Here is a 15,209-nt window from a genome sequence, read left to right as displayed (position 1 = left end):
CCACACCGAGGGAATCCACGATGGCAAGCAATCCGTTCAGTCTCGAAGGCAAGATCGCGCTGGTCACCGGCGCCAACACCGGCCTGGGCCAGGGCATCGCCGTGGCATTGGCCGAAGCCGGTGCCGACATCGCCGCTGCCGGCATCGTCGAAGCCGCCGAGACCGGCGAGAAGGTGCGCGCCCTGGGCCGTCGTTTCCTCAACCTGGAGGCGAACCTGATCAGCATCGATCCGGTGGAACGCCTGGTGAAGGAAACCGTCGAGGGCCTCGGCGGCCTCGATATCCTCGTCAACAACGCTGGCCTGATCCGCCGCGCCGACGCGGTGGACTTCAGCGAGAAGGACTGGGACGACGTGATGAACGTCAACATCAAGTCCGCGTTCTTCATGTCGCAGGCCGCCGGTCGCCACTTCATCGCACAGGGCAGCGGCAAGATCATCAACATCGCCTCGATGCTGTCGTTCCAGGGCGGCATCCGCGTGCCGTCGTACACGGCCAGCAAGTCGGGCATCGCCGGCATCACACGCCTGCTCGCCAACGAGTGGGGCGCCAAGGGCATCAACATCAACGCCATCGCGCCGGGCTACATGGCGACCGACAACACCGCGCAGCTGCGTGCGGACGAAGACCGCAACAAGGCGATCCTCGACCGCATCCCGGCCGGGCGTTGGGGCGAACCCTCCGACTTGGGGGGCACGGCGGTGTTCCTGTCCTCGCGTGCATCGGACTACGTCAACGGCGCGGTCATCCCCGTCGATGGCGGTTGGCTGGCGCGCTGACGCAGCGCGCGTCTGCACGGGATCCTGTGGGAGCGACGCGAGGAGAACATCGATGTTGCGTCGACTTGTCATCCTGACGATCTTCCTTTGCTGCGCACCCGCGCACGCCGCATTCCCACGCCAGGTCTTCATCGCAGGCGACTCCACGGCCAGCGCCTATGGCCCGGAACGCGCGCCGCGCGAGGGGTGGGGACAGCAGTTGCAGGGCTTCCTTGACCCGAAGGCATTCGTCGTGCGCAACCACGCGCAGAGCGGGCGCAGCGCGCGCAGCTTCATCGCCGAAGGCTGGTTCGACGGCATGGCGAAGGACGTGCGCAAGGGCGACGTGCTGCTGATCCAGTTCGGCCACAACGATGAGAAGATCGAAGACCCCACCCGCTACAACGAGCCGCAGCGCGCGTTCCCGGAGTGGCTGATGCGCTACGTCGACCTCGCGCGTGCGAAAGGCGCCACGCCCATCCTGGTGACGCCGGTGGCGCGCAGGAAATTCGATCGCGGCCAACTGCTCGATACGCATGGCCTGTACGCACAGGCCGTGCGCGACCTGGCGCAGCGGGAGCGCATCGGCCTGATCGACCTGACCACCCTGAGCATGGATTGGCTTCGAGCGGCCGGCGACGAAGCGAGCAAGGCCTACTTCATGCACGTGCCGGCGCAGGACCAGCAGGACGACACCCACTTCCAGCAGCGCGGCGCGGTGATGGTGGCGTGCCTGGTGGTGGGAGGCTGGAAGCAGGTCGATCCCGCGCTCGTTGCGCACGTGACCCGCGATACGGACTGCGGCGCGCCCGCGACCGCGCTGGCCGACCGCAAGGCGCAGCCGAACCCGTCGCTCATCGTGCACGCGCGCGACATCGCCGTGGAGCAGCCGGGACCGCACGGCGGCGCGGGCACCACCACGGCGTATCCCTTCTTCCGCGACGCGCCCGCGCTTGGCTTCGAGTTCCGCAGGCGCGTGCTGCACAAGGGTGCCGGCATCGGCCTGCACCAGCACCACAAGGACGAGATCTATTACGTGCTCAGCGGGCGCGGCGTGTACGAGCTGGATGGCGTCGCGCGGGCGGTGGAGGCCGGCGACGCGATGCTGACCCGACCTGGCAGCACCCACGCGATCCGCCAGGACGGCGGGGAAGACCTGGTGCTTCTGATCATGTACGGGAAGAAGCAGGAGTGAGGAGAGAAATGAGGCGTGGGTAAAGGCGGGCTCCCGCTCACGCCTCACTTCTCTCCACTCACTTCTCGCTCGCGGGCGCCGGACGATCCCAGCGGCGGTAGGTCGCATCCAGGGCGCTGCGCAACCGGCGATACGGCGCGCTGCCGGGTTCTGCCTGCAGGCGGGCCGCGACGGCCTTCCAGCCGCCTTCATGGTCGCGCGACCACTCGCGCACGACGGCACGACAGGGTTGCCCCACGATCTGCGCCAGCGCGCAGGCCATGAAGATGTCCCCGGCTGTCCAATCGGGCTGTTGTTGCATCGCTTCGACATAGGCGCGCGGGACAGCGTAGTAGCGCGCCATCTCGTCCGCGAACGCTGCCGGATAGCGGCTGGCGTACTCGTTGATGTCTGCCAGGTGACGGTCGACCGACGCATCGCCACTGGCAGGCGTGTAAGCGTCGGGCGCCGCATCCTGCGCGACCGTCGGCGCGACGGATGCCCATGCGAGCGAGCACAGCAGAACCGGGGTCAGCAGCATGCGTTTCATCACCACACCATTGTGCCCCACCCTACGGCTGGCCACCCGCCGGATCATGCCTCCGGCGTCGCTTCGATCCGGGCCACGGCCGCCGCCAGCCCGCTGGCATCCTCCACCACGTGCAGGCGCGGCGCGTCCGCAGCGACCCCATGCTCGGCCTCCAGCGCCCAGGTGACGTGGTAGGGCATGTGGATGCCCCACCCCCCGAGGCCCAGGACCGGTTCGATGTCCGATCGCAGCGAATTGCCGACCATCGCGAAGCCGGACGGCATGACATCGAGTTCGCGGAGGACGCGCGCGTAGGTCGCTTCGTCCTTCTCCGAGACCACCTCGATGCGGTGGAACAGGTCGGCCAGGCCCGACTGCGCGATCTTGGCTTCCTGGTGGAACAGGTCGCCCTTGGTGATCAGGACGATCTCGTGGTCGGCCGCGATCCGCTCGACCGCGTCGCGGATGCCCGGCAGGAGGTCCACCGGGTGCTGCAGCGTGGCGCGTCCGATCTCGATGACGCGATGCAGGTCGCGCGCGCTGATGCGTTCTCCCGTGACCTGGATGGCGGTCTCCAGCATCGACAGCGTCATGCCCTTCACGCCGTAGCCGAAAATCTTCAGGTTGCGGCGCTCGACCTCCAGCAATTGCCGGTGCATGCCGGCATCGGCCAGGTCGACGTAATGTCCGAGGATCGCTTCGAAATCGGCTTCGGCCTGCCGGTAGTAGTCCTCGCTCCTCCACAGCGTGTCGTCACCATCGAAACCGACCCAGCGGATGCGTGCCATCGTCTGCCCGTCCTTCACCTTCCAAGAAGGCCGCGAAGGATAGCAGTCGCGCCGCGTACGCCCATGAAAACGGCCGCCTGCAGGAGGCGGCCGTCGTGTCATCAATGAAGTACTGGCGGATGCCGCACTCAGCCGCCGGACGTCGCGGGCGGAGGAGTGCCCTCGGCCGGCGGCGGGGTGGTTTCCGGCGCGTTCGGATTGGCGGGGGGCGGAAGGGTCGGATCGGTCGGCGGAGTAGCGGGGTCGGTCGGCGCCGGCGCGGGCGGCGTCATGTTGTCCGTCGGCGGCGCCGTCTCCACGGGCTCGGGAGCACTGGGCGGCGGCGTGTCTTCCGGTTTGGGGCCACAGGCGGTCAGCAGGCCGGCGCTGGCAAGTGCCAAGCCGAGACCCAGGGTCAATCGTCGCGGGGAATTCAGTTTCATGGCGTTTCCTCCATGCGGTGGTTCTGGGAGAGGGGTACCTCAGGGCGTGCCTTGGGCATGTATCGCGTATTCGTCGGGGCTCAAACGGCCATCCGCATCCTTGTCGAGGGTGCCGAAGGCCTGGGCGAGCGGTGGATCGACCGCAGCCTCGTCCTTGCTGATGGCGCCGTCGGCATTCTGGTCGAGTTCGTCGAAGGGTCGGGGTGCGGGCGCAGGGGTCGAAGCAGCCTGCGTCGGGGTCTTGTCGGTACGGTCCGACGCGTCCTGTGCGTGCACCGACGCGGCGGCCGACAACAGCAGTGTCAACACCATCGCCACTCCGGCGACGCCTGCAGTCGATTTCATGCTTTCCTCCTTGCGGAGCGTGGCTCCGGAAAAGCGAAGGACGGCCCGAAGGCCGCCCCTCGATGAGGTTGCGCCGGTGCGCTGCGCGGCATTACCCGGCTGTTGCGATGACTTACTTCTGCTGGTCGCCGTAGTTCTTGCTCACGAACGCCTTGTACTCATCGGCGGTCAGCGAGCCGTCCGTGTTGGCGTCGGCCTGGTCGAACACCTGGCTCAGGCCCGGATTCGCGCCAGCTTCTTCCTTGCTGATGTTGCCGTCGCCATTGGTGTCGACGTCAGCCCAACCCTGCTTGGCCTGCGTGGCGCCCGCCTCGGTGCTCTGGGTCGGGGTGGTCGCCGAACCCGCGGCCTGCTCTGCGCTCTGCTCGGTCTGCTGCGCCTGTGCGGCGTCGTCGGTCTTTTCCTGCGCGAATGCCAGCGGCATGGCCAGCGCGGCGCTCAGGGCGACCAGGGCGATCAGCGGCTTGCGGTTGTTATTCGTCATGTCAGTGCTCCGTTCTGTGGGAGTGCGTCCGATTGCGCACGGCCCCACCTTGCCTCCGTCGTTATGAACGAAATTTGCGTCGCGAAATGAACGTGCACGCGTGCTTAACCACGCCGGAGGCGGCTTCGACTAAACCGGTGTTAGGCACCCGTGAGCGCGATGTCAGGGCGGCATCCAATCCGTGATGCGGCACCCTGTTTGGTGTTACGCATCCGTTTTTTCGTCGCCAGCCTGCGCGCTCGCGGTTTCGATTTTCTTGCTGAACCAATGCCAACCCAGCACGACACCGGTCAGTGCACCCGCGATTTCCAGGACCACGCGCGTGCCGAGCCCGTCGGCATCGTGGATGCCCTGCAGCGCAATGCGCGCATACAGCGGCGACTCGAGCCGCGCGATGCCGAGGTAGAACATGTTCCAGACGTCCACGCCTGCGCCGATCACCACGGCCGACAGGCACGACCAGCCGATCGCATGACCCATCGACCCGCGCAGGCGGGCACAGAGCGCATTCCAGAACAGGAAGCACAGCACGCCGATGAGCAGCGCGATCGCCCCCGCTTCGACTGCGCCCAGAACGCCGTAGTGGAGCGGCAGGTTCATCCGGGGCGACCGGGGATGGCAGGCAGTACGACGGCACGCATGGAGGATTCCCGATAAGCGGGCAGCGCCCGCCGGAGAAGCGTAACCGAAGCCCGGGCATCGCCAGTGCACGGCTGGCAAGATGGCGGCTTTCCAGCCGCCGGGTATCTCCATGACACGCATCTTGCTGGCCGGGGCGACCGGCCTCGTCGGTGAGGCCGCGCTGCAGCGTGCACTGGCCTCGGCTCGCGTGGAGCAGGTCGTCGCGCCGACGCGCCGACCGCTCCCTCCGCATCCGAAACTGGTGAACCCGGTCGTGGACTTCGACGCACTGCCCGCCGATGCGGACTGGTGGCGCGTGGACGCAGTGGCATGCGCGCTGGGCACGACGATTCGCGATGCCGGTTCGCAGGAGGCATTCCGGCGGGTGGACCACGACTATCCGCTGGCGATCGCACGCCGTGCGCATGCCCAAGGGGCCATGGCATTCGCCTTGGTATCGGCGATGGGCGCGGACGCGCGTTCGCGCATTTTCTATTCGCGCACCAAGGGCGAGGTGGAAGAGGCGCTCGCCGGTATCGGTTTCACCTCGCTGACACTGCTACGCCCCGGCTTGCTGGGTGGCGAGCGCAGGCAGCATCGCGGCGGTGAGCGCCTGGCGCTGCGCGTCATGGGCGCACTGGATGGCGTGCTGCCGGCTCGTTATCGAGTCGTGCCCGCCAGCCGCGTCGCCGACGCCTTGCTGGGCGCGGCGCTGGAGGCGTCGCCGGGCACCCGGGTCATTCGTTCCGAGGAACTCCTCGCCTGACGCCGCCGTCAGGCGCCGGGATCATCGGCCAGCACCTGCACGCCATCGGCGAGGATGCGGTACTCCACGGCCGGTACCGCGGCCCCGGACGTTTCCTGCGCGGTATGCCGCTGCGCATCCGGCGACAATTCCGCTCGGGACAGCACGCCATGCACCTGCGCCTGGCCGCGGACATCCTTGGGCACATAGAAGTCGTGGTCGCCCAGCAGCACGCGCGCGCCCTGCCCTTCGTCTTCCAGCATCACCCAGCACCCCTTCTTCTGGCAGACGTCGACCACGCGCCCACTGAACACCTTGGCCTGCCCGGCATGCGAACCGGGGTCGGCCAGGGCAGCGGCGAGCGGCACGACCGGACCGGCGGGGAGATCGGCACCGAACTTTTCCCACTGCGGCACACCCGACGCCATGGCCGTGCCTGCCACCATCCACAGTCCCGCGATCGCCCAACGACGCATGTGCCTGTCCTCCGCCCGTGTCGACGCGATGATACGTCGTGGCCGCACGCTACTGCAGCAGGCCGTGCGGCAGCACCTGCAGGCGATGCAGGCCGGCGACGGCCACGACAGCGGCGGCAGCGCGGTCCAGCGTCGCCTCGTCGGGGTCGTCGATCACCAGCAGTACCTGGCCCGCGTCGATCTGCGCCTCGTAGTCGCGACGGACTTCGCTTGGCACCGCCGATCCAGCAAGCGAGGCGGCCCACATGCCAACACAGCCGCCGATCACGACGCACACGGCCACGCCGGCAGGGTGGATACCGACGGCGGGGACGAGCATGGCCGCGCCCCCCAGCAGCAGGCCGAGCACGCCGCCTCCCACCAGTCCCCGCAGGGCGGCCGCCTTGAAATCGGTGGGCGCGGCTTCCTTCTCGCGATCGGGCACGTGCTGGACTTCGATGTCGGAGCGACCCACGAGCGCAGCGTGGTCAGGATGGATGCCGGCGTCGACGGCGCGGCGAAGGGCCGCTTCGGCCACCGCAACGGACGGTGCACTGAATACGCGACGATGCTTCATGGCGTTCTCCTGCCCGGCGCGGAACGACCGGGCCCGGACGACACGCTAGGCGCGTGCGCGCGCACATCGGGTGAAGATCCAGCGGCGGAGACCGAATCTCCTCACGACGGGCGCGCTACAGCGCCGGACGCTCCGGCGCCGCTTTGCGGCCCAGTGCGCGCACGTACAGTTCGTACAGGGCGGTCACCTTGGACACGTACTCCTGCGTCTCCGCATACGGCGGGACGCCTCCGTACCGCGAGACCGTACCGATACCGGCGTTGTAGGCGGCCGCCACCAGCGTCAGGTCGCCCTTGTAGCGGCGCATCAGCGCGCGCAGGTGTCGCGCGCCCGCATTGATCGATTCCGCGGAGGAATACGGATCGGCGACGCCGTATTCCTTCGCCACCTCCGGCATCAGCTGCATCACCCCCATGGCACCCTTCGGCGAGAGCGCCTTCGCATCGAAGTCGCTTTCGGCGTGGGCCACCGCGCGCAGCCACGCATCATCTACGCCGGTCTGCCGCGCGGCGGCCTTGAACTCGGACGGGTAGCGGTCCAGCCGGGGCTTGCCCACCTTGCCCAGTCCCGGGTGCGCGGGCTCGCCGGGCGGCGTCTGCACGGTGAACTTCAGGTACGGCGTGGAGCCCGGCAGGTTGCGGGTGGAATAGACCTTCTGGCCGTCCTGGTCGCGCTCGTACAGCGTGCCGCTGAACACACCCATCGAGCCCCACAGGTTCGGCGTGCTGACGGCGTTATCGTCGATTTCCTTGGCCGTGCACTTCGAGCCGGGCTCCGGCGCCGTGGCCAGGCTGACCGTCCCGCCCTGCACGCAGCGATACACCGTGCGCGCCTCGGCGCCGGCACTGGCCAGGGCCAGTACCGTCAGCAGGACGCCGGCGGAGGAGCGCAGGAAGGGCATGGGCGGCGGATTCTAGGGCCGGGAAGCTGAAGGACAGCCTGAATCACGCACGTGACGCCGATGGTCGGCCAGACCCGGCACCCTCCCTGCTGCGCCGCAGCAGCCAAGCGCGTAAAATGCCGGCCCTCACTCACCGCACCCCCTTCGGAGCACGCAATGGGCCTGGATCTGGTCACCGCCGGCAAGAACCCGCCGGACGAAATCAACGTCATCATCGAGATCCCGAAGGACGCCGAGCCGGTGAAGTACGAAGTGGACAAGGCCAGCGGCGCGATCTTCGTCGACCGCATCCTCTCCACCCCCATGCGCTATCCCTGCAACTACGGCTACGTCCCGCACACCCTGTGTGGCGACGGCGACCCGGCCGATGTGCTGGTCGTGCTGCCGCTGCCGCTGATCCCCGGCTCGGTGATCCGCTGCCGTCCGGTCGGCGTCCTGCGCATGAGCGACGAAGCCGGCAGCGACGAGAAGCTGCTGGCCGTGCCGGTGGACAAGGTGTTCGCCGGCTACAGCCACATCAGCGACATCGACCAGGTCAGTCCGCACTGGCTGGAGCGCATCGGCCACTTCTTCGAGCACTACAAGGATCTGGAGAAAGGCAAGTGGGTCAAGCTGGACGGCTGGGGCAACGCCGCCGAAGCCAAGGCCGTGCTGGTCGACGCGATCGCCCGCCAAGCCGCCCAGCCGGAAGACGAGAAGCACAAGTTCTGAGCGCCGCGCGAACGGACCCGCGCATGAAAACTGGAAGGCCGCCCCCGGGGCGGCCTTCTTCTTTCAGGGAGTGTAGCGTCGCGAACGTAGGGCGGTTCACTCTGCCCTGCGTGCGGGCGCCTTCAGGATGGTCAGCCCGATGAGCCGCGACACCACCACGGCGATGTACATCACCCCCGCGAATTGCTCCAGCATCACCAGCGCGCGGGCCTGCGGCAGGATCGGCACCACGTCGCTCAGGCCGACCCCGGAAAGCAGGCTGAAGCTCAGGAACAGCAGTTCCATCCAGCTGCGCGCCGAGGTGGGATCGACGGCGGCGGTGAAGCTGCCCGGGTACCACTGCTGGCAGACCGAGAAGGCGAACGCGAAGGCCCACGCCAGCAGCGTGAACGTGGCGCCGGCGGCGAAAAGCTCGTCGCTGGTGACCGAGTGGTCCTGCAGCATGTACGCGATCAGACTGCCGGCCGTGTAGAAGTACAGTGCGCTTTCCAGAAGGTGCGCATAGATGCCGAGCGATGGCTGGTCGAGCAACGCGGACGAGACCGACAGCAACACCGCAGGTACCGCCAGCGACCAGGCCAACCAGTTGACCGCCGCACTGCGATTGACCACCCACAGCGCCAAAGCGAGCACCAGGATGCCGAATGCACCGAACAGGGCACGGCCCGCCTGCGTGTCTTCCATCACCGGGTACAGCAGGATGCCGGCCAGCTGGACGATCAGCAGGAACGCGCACGGATGACGACGCGCGCGTACCAGCCAGCGCAGCCAGCTCCAGGGGGTCGTCACGCCGCGCGCCTCATTTGAAGTGATGGACCAGCGCGTAGTAGATCACGTAGATCCACGACAGCAGGCCGTGGACGATGGCCCACAGCAGCGACTTGTTCGCGCTCCAGGAAATGGTGATCGCCAGGGCCGTGCCGAAGCCGATGCCGGCCTTGGCGATGCCGCTGCCACCCGCTTTCACTTCGACACCGCCGCCGGCGCGCCGGACCCGGCGCGATAGGGATAGCGCAGGAAGATTTCCGTGATGGCGGCGTCGATCTTCGCGCCGCGCTCTTCCGGCTTAGTGCGCCCGACGCGTCCGACGGCCACGCCGGTCCAGACCAGTCGGTTCTGCTTCGCGTCCACCAGATCGACGTTCAAGGTGCCTTCGGTGTACTTGTAGACATCGGTACGGTCGCGCCAGTACGGCACCGCTACGTAACGACGCGCGCGGTAGCTGTAGTAATAGTCGTAGTCGACTTCCGGCGTGCTGACGACGCCGGTCTTTTCCTGCATGTAGGCGTTGAGGTTCACCCACAGGTCGGGCGAGGTTTCGTCGTACACGTAGCCGCGCGCTTCCATCTGGGCGCGGGCGGCATCCTTGGTGCGCCCGCTGGTCAGCGTGGCGTAGCCCTGGCTCTCGATCGCCAGCGGCGAATAGAAGGCAAAGGTGCGGTACTGGCCGAAGTTGGCGGACGGATCGACGTCGCTGGTGATCCGCGGGCCCGTGGCGCACGCGGCGAGCAACAGGACGCCGGCGGCGATCATCCAGCGGCCGGCATGGCGGGCGAATCGGATCATGATCGTTCTCCTGGCGGGGGACGCCGCCATGATGGCGGGCGTCCCGTGAACACTACGCGTTCGGCCCGGGTGCGGATGCACCCTGCGCTGCCGGCTCAGCCCTGACGATACACCTGGGCGCCCTGCGCCAGGAATTCCGCCGACTTCTCCGCCATGCCGGCTTCCAGCGCCGCCTGCTCCTCCACGCCATGCTCGGCCGCATAGTCGCGCACGTCCTGGGTGATCTTCATGCTGCAGAAGTGCGGTCCGCACATCGAGCAGAAGTGCGCCAGCTTGTGCGCATCCTTGGGCAGGGTTTCGTCGTGGAACTCCTTCGCCTTCTCCGGATCCAGGCCCAGGTGGAACTGGTCTTCCCAGCGGAACTCGAATCGGGCCTTGCTCAAGGCGTTGTCGCGCACCTGCGCACCCGGATGGCCCTTGGCCAGATCGGCCGCATGCGCGGCGATCTTGTAGGCCATGATGCCGTCGCGCACGTCTTCGCGATTCGGCAGGCCCAGGTGCTCCTTCGGCGTGACGTAGCAGAGCATCGCCGTGCCGTACCAGCCGATCATCGCCGCGCCGATCGCGCTGGTGATGTGGTCGTAGCCCGGCGCGATGTCGGTGGTCAGCGGGCCCAGCGTGTAGAACGGCGCCTCGCCGCACTCGCGCAGCTGCTTGTCCATGTTCTCCTTGATCAGCTGCATCGGCACGTGGCCGGGGCCTTCGATCATGCACTGCACGTCGTGCTTCCACGCGATCTTGGTCAGCTCACCCAGTGCTTCCAGCTCGCCGAACTGCGCGGCGTCGTTGGCGTCGGCGATGCAGCCGGGGCGCAGGCCGTCACCCAGCGAGAAGGCCACGTCGTAGGCCTTCATGATCTCGCAGATGTCTTCGAAGTGCGTGTAGAGGAAATTTTCCTTGTGGTGCGCCAGGCACCACTTGGCCATGATCGAGCCACCGCGCGAGACGATGCCGGTAACGCGCTTGGCGGTCAGCGGGACGTGGCGCAGCAGCACGCCGGCGTGGATGGTGAAGTAGTCCACGCCCTGCTCGGCCTGCTCGATCAGCGTGTCGCGGAAGATCTCCCAGGTCAGGGCTTCGGCACGGCCGTCGACCTTCTCCAGCGCCTGGTAGATCGGCACCGTGCCGATCGGCACCGGCGAGTTGCGGATGATCCATTCGCGCGTCTCGTGGATGTGCTTGCCGGTGGACAGGTCCATCACCGTGTCGCCGCCCCAGCGGATCGACCACACCAGTTTCTCCACTTCCTCGGCTATGCCCGAGGACACCGCGGAGTTGCCGATGTTGGCGTTGATCTTGGTCAGGAAGTTGCGGCCGATGATCATCGGCTCGCTTTCCGGATGGTTGATGTTGTTCGGCAGGATCGCGCGTCCGCGCGCGATCTCGTCGCGGACGAACTCGGGCGTGATGAACGTCTGGATGCTGGCGCCGAAGGACTCGCCGGGATGCTGCTTCAGCAGCATCGCGTCGCGCGCCGCGTCCAGCCGCTGGTTCTCGCGGATGGCGACGTACTCCATCTCGGGCGTGACGATGCCGCGGCGGGCGTAATGCATCTGGCTGACATTGGCGCCTGCCTTGGCACGGCGCGGCAAGATGCGCCCGGGGAAGCGCACGCCGTCCAGCTTGGCGTTGGTTTCGCGCGAGCGGCCGAACTCCGAGCTGAGCGCCGGCAGCTGCTCGGTATCGCCGCGCTCCTCGATCCACTTCGCACGCAGCGCAGGCAGTCCCGCCGCCAGATCGATGGTCGCGGCCGGATCGGTATACGGACCCGAGGTGTCGTAGACGGTGACCGGCGGATTGTCCTCGCCGCCGAAAATGGTCGGCGTCTGCGTCAGCGCGATCTCCCGCATCGGGACCTGCAGGTCCGGCCGCGAGCCCGCGACGAAGATCTTCCGGGACCCGGGAATGGGACGGGTAACGGATTCGGAAAGTTGCCCGGTCTGCTGGAGGAGATCGGCGGCGGGCTTGGGAATGGCATTCATCGGCATCGTCCTTTTGAATCCCCGCACGTGGATGTGCGGGCTCTTGCGAGGGATTCGCATCACGGGACGAAGCGGCGGCGCGGCGGCGGACGGATGGCGGGCCCACGAAGGGCGACGCGGCAACGCGGCGCAGCCTGCGAAGCTTCCCTACGCCGGTCTCAACCGGATCAGGTTCGAAGGGTCTGTCTCAATCACCGGCCCGGCCGGCGATACCCCCGCTTCGGGGAGAATTAGAGCACAACCGAGGTCAAAGCACCCCGTCTCACGCTTGGCCGACAGCCGGGATATCCTTGGCCCCGGGGCCGCGGGGGCGGAACAACGGCGAGGGGAAGATGGGACTCAAGACATGGGCCGCCGTGGCGGCCTTGCTCACCGCGCATACCGCGCCCGCGCTCGCAGACGCCCTCGTCCCCGTTGAGTCGTTCGCCACCACCAGCCGCCTGCATTCACCGAGACTGTCGCCGGATGGAGCGCATGTGGCGATCACGGCCGATCTTGGCGATGGCCATCACGCACTGGTGGTGCACCGCACCGCCGACATGCACCGCACCGCACTACTGCGACTGCCACGCTATGAACTTCCCACTCAGGTTGCGTGGGTCAGCGATACCCGGCTGGTGCTGGCAAAGGGTCGGCAACTGGGATCGCGCGAAGCTCCCATCCCGACCGGCGACATCATCGCAACCGACGCCGACGGCACCAACCAGAAGTACGTCTTCGGCTACCAGCAGACGCTCCGCACCGGCGGCGTCGAAGCAGGATTCGGCTACATCGAGGGCGTGCCGGAGACGCCCAATGGCCGTTTCTACATGCGCCGGCTGTCGCGTGGCACCCAGCGTTCCCAGCTTTACGAGGTGGATGCCGGCAATGCCACCGGACGCCTGGTCGCCGATATCGGCGTCAAGGACATGCGCTTCACACTGGACCCCCAAGGCATTCCGCGATTCGCCTCGGGCACCGACGATGACGACCGACCAATGCTGTTCATCGCCGACGCCCAGGGCAAGAGCTGGAAGCCCGCCGCGCCGGAGTCGGGGACCGCGTGGACGCCCTATGCGTTCAGCGCGGACGGGCAGCGTGTGTTTGCGCTGCAGTCCGTCAACGGCGGACCCGCGAGATTGGTCTCCTCGTCGCAGGAGGGCCGCGACCATCGTGTGCTCGCACAGCACTCCTGGCGCAGCGTTTCGGGTATGGAATGGACCGCGGCTCCTCTCCAGCCCTTCGCTGCCGTCGTCGACGACGGTCGCCCGCGTGCCGTCTACTTCGATACGCAATCGGCCGATGCCCAATTGCACGAAGCCCTGTCCAACAGCTTCCCGGACCACTACGTCACCTATGTGGACCACAGCCGCGACGGTAGAAAATCTCTGCTGTATGTGTTCAGCGACCGGGACCCAGGCAACTGGTACCTGTTTGATCGAGGACGGCAGAATGCCGCGCTCCTGATTTCCAGCCGGCAGGGAATAGATGCCGCCCGAATGGGTGAGCGGCGCGCGTTCCGTTTCCGCGCAAGCGATGGCACGGAACTGGAGGGGTTCATGACCCTGCCTGCGGGGGTCACGGCGCCCGCCGACCTGCCCACGGTCGTGTTGCCGCACGGCGGCCCCCACGCGGTCCGTGATGACTGGGCATTCGACCAGGACGCCCAGTTCCTTGCGAGCCGCGGTTATATGGTCGTGCAGGTGAACTACCGCGGCTCAAGCGGGCGCGGACGTGCGTTCGAAGAGGCCGGCTACCTGAAATGGGGCACGCGAGTGCAGGACGACCTGCTGGACGGACTGCGCTGGACGATCGCGCAGGGGTACGCGGATGCGGACCGCATCTGCGCCTACGGTGCCAGTTTCGGCGCCTACTCCGCCCTGATGCTTGCAGCAAGGGCGCCCGACCAGATCAAGTGCGCCGCCGGTCTCGCAGGGGTGTACGACCTCAAGATGATGTATGCCAAGGGCGACATCCGCAGCACGCAGTACGGCACCAACTATCTCGAACGCGCCATCGGTCGCGACGATGCGGCGTTGCTCGCCGCATCACCCACGACGCTGGCCCCGCAGATCACGGCACCCGTTCTGCTGGTGCACGGAGAGGTGGACGAACGCACCCCGATCGCCCAGGCCCGCGCGATGCGTGCAGCGCTCGAGCGTGCGGGTCGCGCGCCGGAATGGTTGGCGGTGGCCGGCGAGGGGCACGGTTTCCATGCCGACGCCAACAACATCGCGTTCTATCGAAAACTCGAGGCATTCCTGGCGAAGCACATCGGGCCGGCCGCGCCCTGACGCACGTCTGCTCGCGATCCGTACCTACGGCTCGATCCGGAGGTCCGACGCATCCAGAAGTTGCCGGTCCGGCACCATGAATCGCTGCGCATCGCCGAACTCAGGCCACCCTGCCCGCAGCGCGGCCATCACGGCCGGGGCGGCCTCGTGGGCCTCGAGCAACCACGCCGCGAACTGCTGGCACGGCACGTCGGCCGCGGGTCGGCACAGCAGCGGGCCGGGCGGAATGGGCTCCGAGCGCCACAGCTCGGCCACGCCGGCTGGCCGGTCGGCGTCGTAGACATCGGCTGCGAGTCCAGCGACGTCTGCCCCTCCCGTCGCCACGGCCTCCAAGGCGGCCGCATGGGATCCGGCGTAAGCAAGATGGCCGAAGGCTTTTGCGGGCTCCAGACCGCGTCGGCGCAGTTCGCGCACCGGCACGAAACCACCGGAGGCCGAATCGCGGCCGACGAGCATCAGTCGCAGGGTCTTCGCCTGCCGCTCCAGTTCGCCCGGCGCTTCGAGTCCCTGCCGAGCGATCAGCACGGCGCGGTAGCGGTCCGCCTGCAGCGCCGGCACCTGCGGCACGGGCAGGGTCGTCAGCGTTTCGCTAGCGCGCCGCGCCTGCAGGTACCCATGCAGGTTGGGGACGGCCACGTCGACCTCACCACGCCGCAGTGCATCGACGAGCGCAGTCGGCGAATCGAACAGGCGCACCTGCACCGGATGCCGCGCGCGTAACCCCAAGTAGTCGGCCAACGGCTGGATGGCCGCCGCCCGGTCGCGTTGCGGATACGCGTAGGTCGCAATCACCCAGGGCCGCGGCGGCGTCTCCTGCGCCCACGCGGGCAGGACGGACAGCAGCGACAGGACGACGAACAGGAAGACGCGGGTCATCC

At 67.6% G+C, this 15,209-nt stretch carries 19 protein-coding genes and 1 riboswitch; of the genes, 5 read left to right on the top strand and 14 right to left on the bottom strand.

All coding sequences use genetic code 11. The annotated features are described in order from the left end of the window. Positions 1 to 20: 20 nt before the first annotated feature. Together kduD and ACSQ19_RS09905 are read left to right on the top strand one after the other, a co-directional pair. Complete coding sequence (gene kduD / locus ACSQ19_RS09910) at positions 21 to 779, top strand: 2-dehydro-3-deoxy-D-gluconate 5-dehydrogenase KduD (protein WP_055937192.1); 759 nt, start codon at positions 21 to 23, stop codon at positions 777 to 779. A gap of 52 nt (positions 780 to 831) precedes the next feature. Continuing rightward, positions 832 to 1,953 (top strand): cupin domain-containing protein, encoded by a 1,122-nt coding sequence (locus ACSQ19_RS09905; protein ID WP_435996663.1) that lies wholly within the window; start codon positions 832 to 834, stop codon positions 1,951 to 1,953. Between the two features lie 58 nt (positions 1,954 to 2,011). Here the strand turns inward: ACSQ19_RS09905 and ACSQ19_RS09900 are convergent, their stop codons facing one another. The 6 genes from ACSQ19_RS09900 to ACSQ19_RS09875 form a co-directional block, all read right to left on the bottom strand. Further along, positions 2,012 to 2,482: a hypothetical protein gene (locus ACSQ19_RS09900; protein ID WP_296279337.1), complete on the bottom strand. Its 471-nt coding sequence runs from the start codon at positions 2,480 to 2,482 to the stop codon at positions 2,012 to 2,014. A 44-nt stretch (positions 2,483 to 2,526) separates the two neighbouring features. Beyond that, entirely contained in the window at positions 2,527 to 3,249 is a 723-nt protein-coding gene (locus tag ACSQ19_RS09895; RefSeq protein WP_296279336.1) for an HAD family hydrolase, read from the bottom strand. 128 nt (positions 3,250 to 3,377) lie between these two features. After that, positions 3,378 to 3,671, bottom strand: coding sequence for a hypothetical protein (locus ACSQ19_RS09890; protein WP_435996661.1), 294 nt, complete (start codon positions 3,669 to 3,671; stop codon positions 3,378 to 3,380). Positions 3,672 to 3,710: 39 nt separating this feature from the next. After that, entirely contained in the window at positions 3,711 to 4,016 is a 306-nt protein-coding gene (locus tag ACSQ19_RS09885) for an EF-hand domain-containing protein (RefSeq protein ID WP_435996659.1), read from the bottom strand. A 112-nt stretch (positions 4,017 to 4,128) separates the two neighbouring features. Continuing rightward, complete coding sequence (locus ACSQ19_RS09880) at positions 4,129 to 4,500, bottom strand: EF-hand domain-containing protein (RefSeq protein ID WP_296279333.1); 372 nt, start codon at positions 4,498 to 4,500, stop codon at positions 4,129 to 4,131. A 204-nt stretch (positions 4,501 to 4,704) separates the two neighbouring features. Beyond that, entirely contained in the window at positions 4,705 to 5,100 is a 396-nt protein-coding gene (locus ACSQ19_RS09875) for a hypothetical protein (protein WP_436000933.1), read from the bottom strand. 151 nt (positions 5,101 to 5,251) lie between these two features. On the opposite strand from ACSQ19_RS09875, the gene ACSQ19_RS09870 reads away from it, so the two are divergent. Continuing rightward, the gene (locus tag ACSQ19_RS09870) at positions 5,252 to 5,887 is read left to right on the top strand and encodes an NAD-dependent dehydratase (protein ID WP_296279330.1); all 636 of its coding nucleotides are present in this window, start codon (positions 5,252 to 5,254) and stop codon (positions 5,885 to 5,887) included. 8 nt (positions 5,888 to 5,895) lie between these two features. On the opposite strand, the gene ACSQ19_RS09865 is transcribed toward ACSQ19_RS09870, so the two are convergent. The 3 genes from ACSQ19_RS09865 to ACSQ19_RS09855 form a co-directional block, all read right to left on the bottom strand. Continuing rightward, positions 5,896 to 6,342 carry a DUF4920 domain-containing protein gene (locus ACSQ19_RS09865; protein ID WP_435996656.1) on the bottom strand — a complete coding sequence of 149 codons (447 nt, stop codon included), beginning with the start codon at positions 6,340 to 6,342 and terminating at the stop codon, positions 5,896 to 5,898. Between the two features lie 49 nt (positions 6,343 to 6,391). Next, positions 6,392 to 6,898 carry a hypothetical protein gene (locus ACSQ19_RS09860; protein ID WP_435996654.1) on the bottom strand — a complete coding sequence of 169 codons (507 nt, stop codon included), beginning with the start codon at positions 6,896 to 6,898 and terminating at the stop codon, positions 6,392 to 6,394. Between the two features lie 115 nt (positions 6,899 to 7,013). Next, on the bottom strand, positions 7,014 to 7,799 hold the full coding sequence (locus tag ACSQ19_RS09855) for a lytic transglycosylase domain-containing protein (protein ID WP_435996652.1): 786 nt from the start codon (positions 7,797 to 7,799) through the stop codon (positions 7,014 to 7,016). A 156-nt stretch (positions 7,800 to 7,955) separates the two neighbouring features. Between ACSQ19_RS09855 and ppa the strand changes: the two genes are divergently transcribed. Further along, positions 7,956 to 8,510, top strand: coding sequence for an inorganic diphosphatase (gene ppa, locus ACSQ19_RS09850; protein WP_093295280.1), 555 nt, complete (start codon positions 7,956 to 7,958; stop codon positions 8,508 to 8,510). 96 nt (positions 8,511 to 8,606) lie between these two features. Here the strand turns inward: ppa and ACSQ19_RS09845 are convergent, their stop codons facing one another. The 4 genes from ACSQ19_RS09845 to thiC form a co-directional block, all read right to left on the bottom strand. Next, positions 8,607 to 9,299, bottom strand: a complete 693-nt coding sequence (locus ACSQ19_RS09845; protein ID WP_296279318.1) for an ion channel — start codon at positions 9,297 to 9,299, stop codon at positions 8,607 to 8,609. A gap of 10 nt (positions 9,300 to 9,309) precedes the next feature. Continuing rightward, positions 9,310 to 9,477 (bottom strand): hypothetical protein, encoded by a 168-nt coding sequence (locus tag ACSQ19_RS09840; RefSeq protein WP_296279317.1) that lies wholly within the window; start codon positions 9,475 to 9,477, stop codon positions 9,310 to 9,312. Beyond that, positions 9,474 to 10,076 (bottom strand): DUF4136 domain-containing protein, encoded by a 603-nt coding sequence (locus ACSQ19_RS09835; RefSeq protein ID WP_299344427.1) that lies wholly within the window; start codon positions 10,074 to 10,076, stop codon positions 9,474 to 9,476. The genes ACSQ19_RS09840 and ACSQ19_RS09835 overlap by 4 nt, the downstream gene beginning before the upstream one ends. Positions 10,077 to 10,171: 95 nt before the next feature. Further along, positions 10,172 to 12,058, bottom strand: a complete 1,887-nt coding sequence (gene thiC, locus ACSQ19_RS09830; RefSeq protein ID WP_435996648.1) for a phosphomethylpyrimidine synthase ThiC — start codon at positions 12,056 to 12,058, stop codon at positions 10,172 to 10,174. Between the two features lie 126 nt (positions 12,059 to 12,184). Continuing rightward, positions 12,185 to 12,285, bottom strand: a riboswitch (TPP riboswitch). A 105-nt stretch (positions 12,286 to 12,390) separates the two neighbouring features. On the opposite strand from thiC, the gene ACSQ19_RS09825 reads away from it, so the two are divergent. Next, a complete protein-coding gene (locus tag ACSQ19_RS09825) occupies positions 12,391 to 14,331 on the top strand; it encodes an alpha/beta hydrolase family protein (protein ID WP_435996646.1) in 1,941 nt (646 codons plus the stop codon). A gap of 24 nt (positions 14,332 to 14,355) precedes the next feature. On the opposite strand, the gene ACSQ19_RS09820 is transcribed toward ACSQ19_RS09825, so the two are convergent. After that, positions 14,356 to 15,207 carry a phosphate/phosphite/phosphonate ABC transporter substrate-binding protein gene (locus ACSQ19_RS09820; protein WP_435996644.1) on the bottom strand — a complete coding sequence of 284 codons (852 nt, stop codon included), beginning with the start codon at positions 15,205 to 15,207 and terminating at the stop codon, positions 14,356 to 14,358. Positions 15,208 to 15,209 lie beyond the last annotated feature (2 nt).

This window comes from Pseudoxanthomonas sp. LjRoot127 (assembly GCF_964253495.1).
Classification (GTDB): Bacteria; Pseudomonadota; Gammaproteobacteria; order Xanthomonadales; family Xanthomonadaceae; genus Pseudoxanthomonas_A.
Note: the sequence above shows the minus strand (reverse complement) of the source record. Positions and strands in the feature narration are given on the sequence as shown.

Coding starts and splice junctions, on each gene's coding strand:
- kduD (WP_055937192.1), top strand. CDS start 21: ATGGCAAGCAATCCGTTCAGTCTCGAAGGCAAGATCGCGCTGGTCACC.
- ACSQ19_RS09905 (WP_435996663.1), top strand. CDS start 832: ATGTTGCGTCGACTTGTCATCCTGACGATCTTCCTTTGCTGCGCACCC.
- ACSQ19_RS09900 (WP_296279337.1), bottom strand. CDS start 2,482: ATGAAACGCATGCTGCTGACCCCGGTTCTGCTGTGCTCGCTCGCATGG.
- ACSQ19_RS09895 (WP_296279336.1), bottom strand. CDS start 3,249: ATGGCACGCATCCGCTGGGTCGGTTTCGATGGTGACGACACGCTGTGG.
- ACSQ19_RS09890 (WP_435996661.1), bottom strand. CDS start 3,671: ATGAAACTGAATTCCCCGCGACGATTGACCCTGGGTCTCGGCTTGGCA.
- ACSQ19_RS09885 (WP_435996659.1), bottom strand. CDS start 4,016: ATGAAATCGACTGCAGGCGTCGCCGGAGTGGCGATGGTGTTGACACTG.
- ACSQ19_RS09880 (WP_296279333.1), bottom strand. CDS start 4,500: ATGACGAATAACAACCGCAAGCCGCTGATCGCCCTGGTCGCCCTGAGC.
- ACSQ19_RS09875 (WP_436000933.1), bottom strand. CDS start 5,100: ATGAACCTGCCGCTCCACTACGGCGTTCTGGGCGCAGTCGAAGCGGGG.
- ACSQ19_RS09870 (WP_296279330.1), top strand. CDS start 5,252: ATGACACGCATCTTGCTGGCCGGGGCGACCGGCCTCGTCGGTGAGGCC.
- ACSQ19_RS09865 (WP_435996656.1), bottom strand. CDS start 6,342: ATGCGTCGTTGGGCGATCGCGGGACTGTGGATGGTGGCAGGCACGGCC.
- ACSQ19_RS09860 (WP_435996654.1), bottom strand. CDS start 6,898: ATGAAGCATCGTCGCGTATTCAGTGCACCGTCCGTTGCGGTGGCCGAA.
- ACSQ19_RS09855 (WP_435996652.1), bottom strand. CDS start 7,799: ATGCCCTTCCTGCGCTCCTCCGCCGGCGTCCTGCTGACGGTACTGGCC.
- ppa (WP_093295280.1), top strand. CDS start 7,956: ATGGGCCTGGATCTGGTCACCGCCGGCAAGAACCCGCCGGACGAAATC.
- ACSQ19_RS09835 (WP_299344427.1), bottom strand. CDS start 10,076: ATGATCCGATTCGCCCGCCATGCCGGCCGCTGGATGATCGCCGCCGGC.
- thiC (WP_435996648.1), bottom strand. CDS start 12,058: ATGAATGCCATTCCCAAGCCCGCCGCCGATCTCCTCCAGCAGACCGGG.
- ACSQ19_RS09825 (WP_435996646.1), top strand. CDS start 12,391: ATGGGACTCAAGACATGGGCCGCCGTGGCGGCCTTGCTCACCGCGCAT.
- ACSQ19_RS09820 (WP_435996644.1), bottom strand. CDS start 15,207: ATGACCCGCGTCTTCCTGTTCGTCGTCCTGTCGCTGCTGTCCGTCCTG.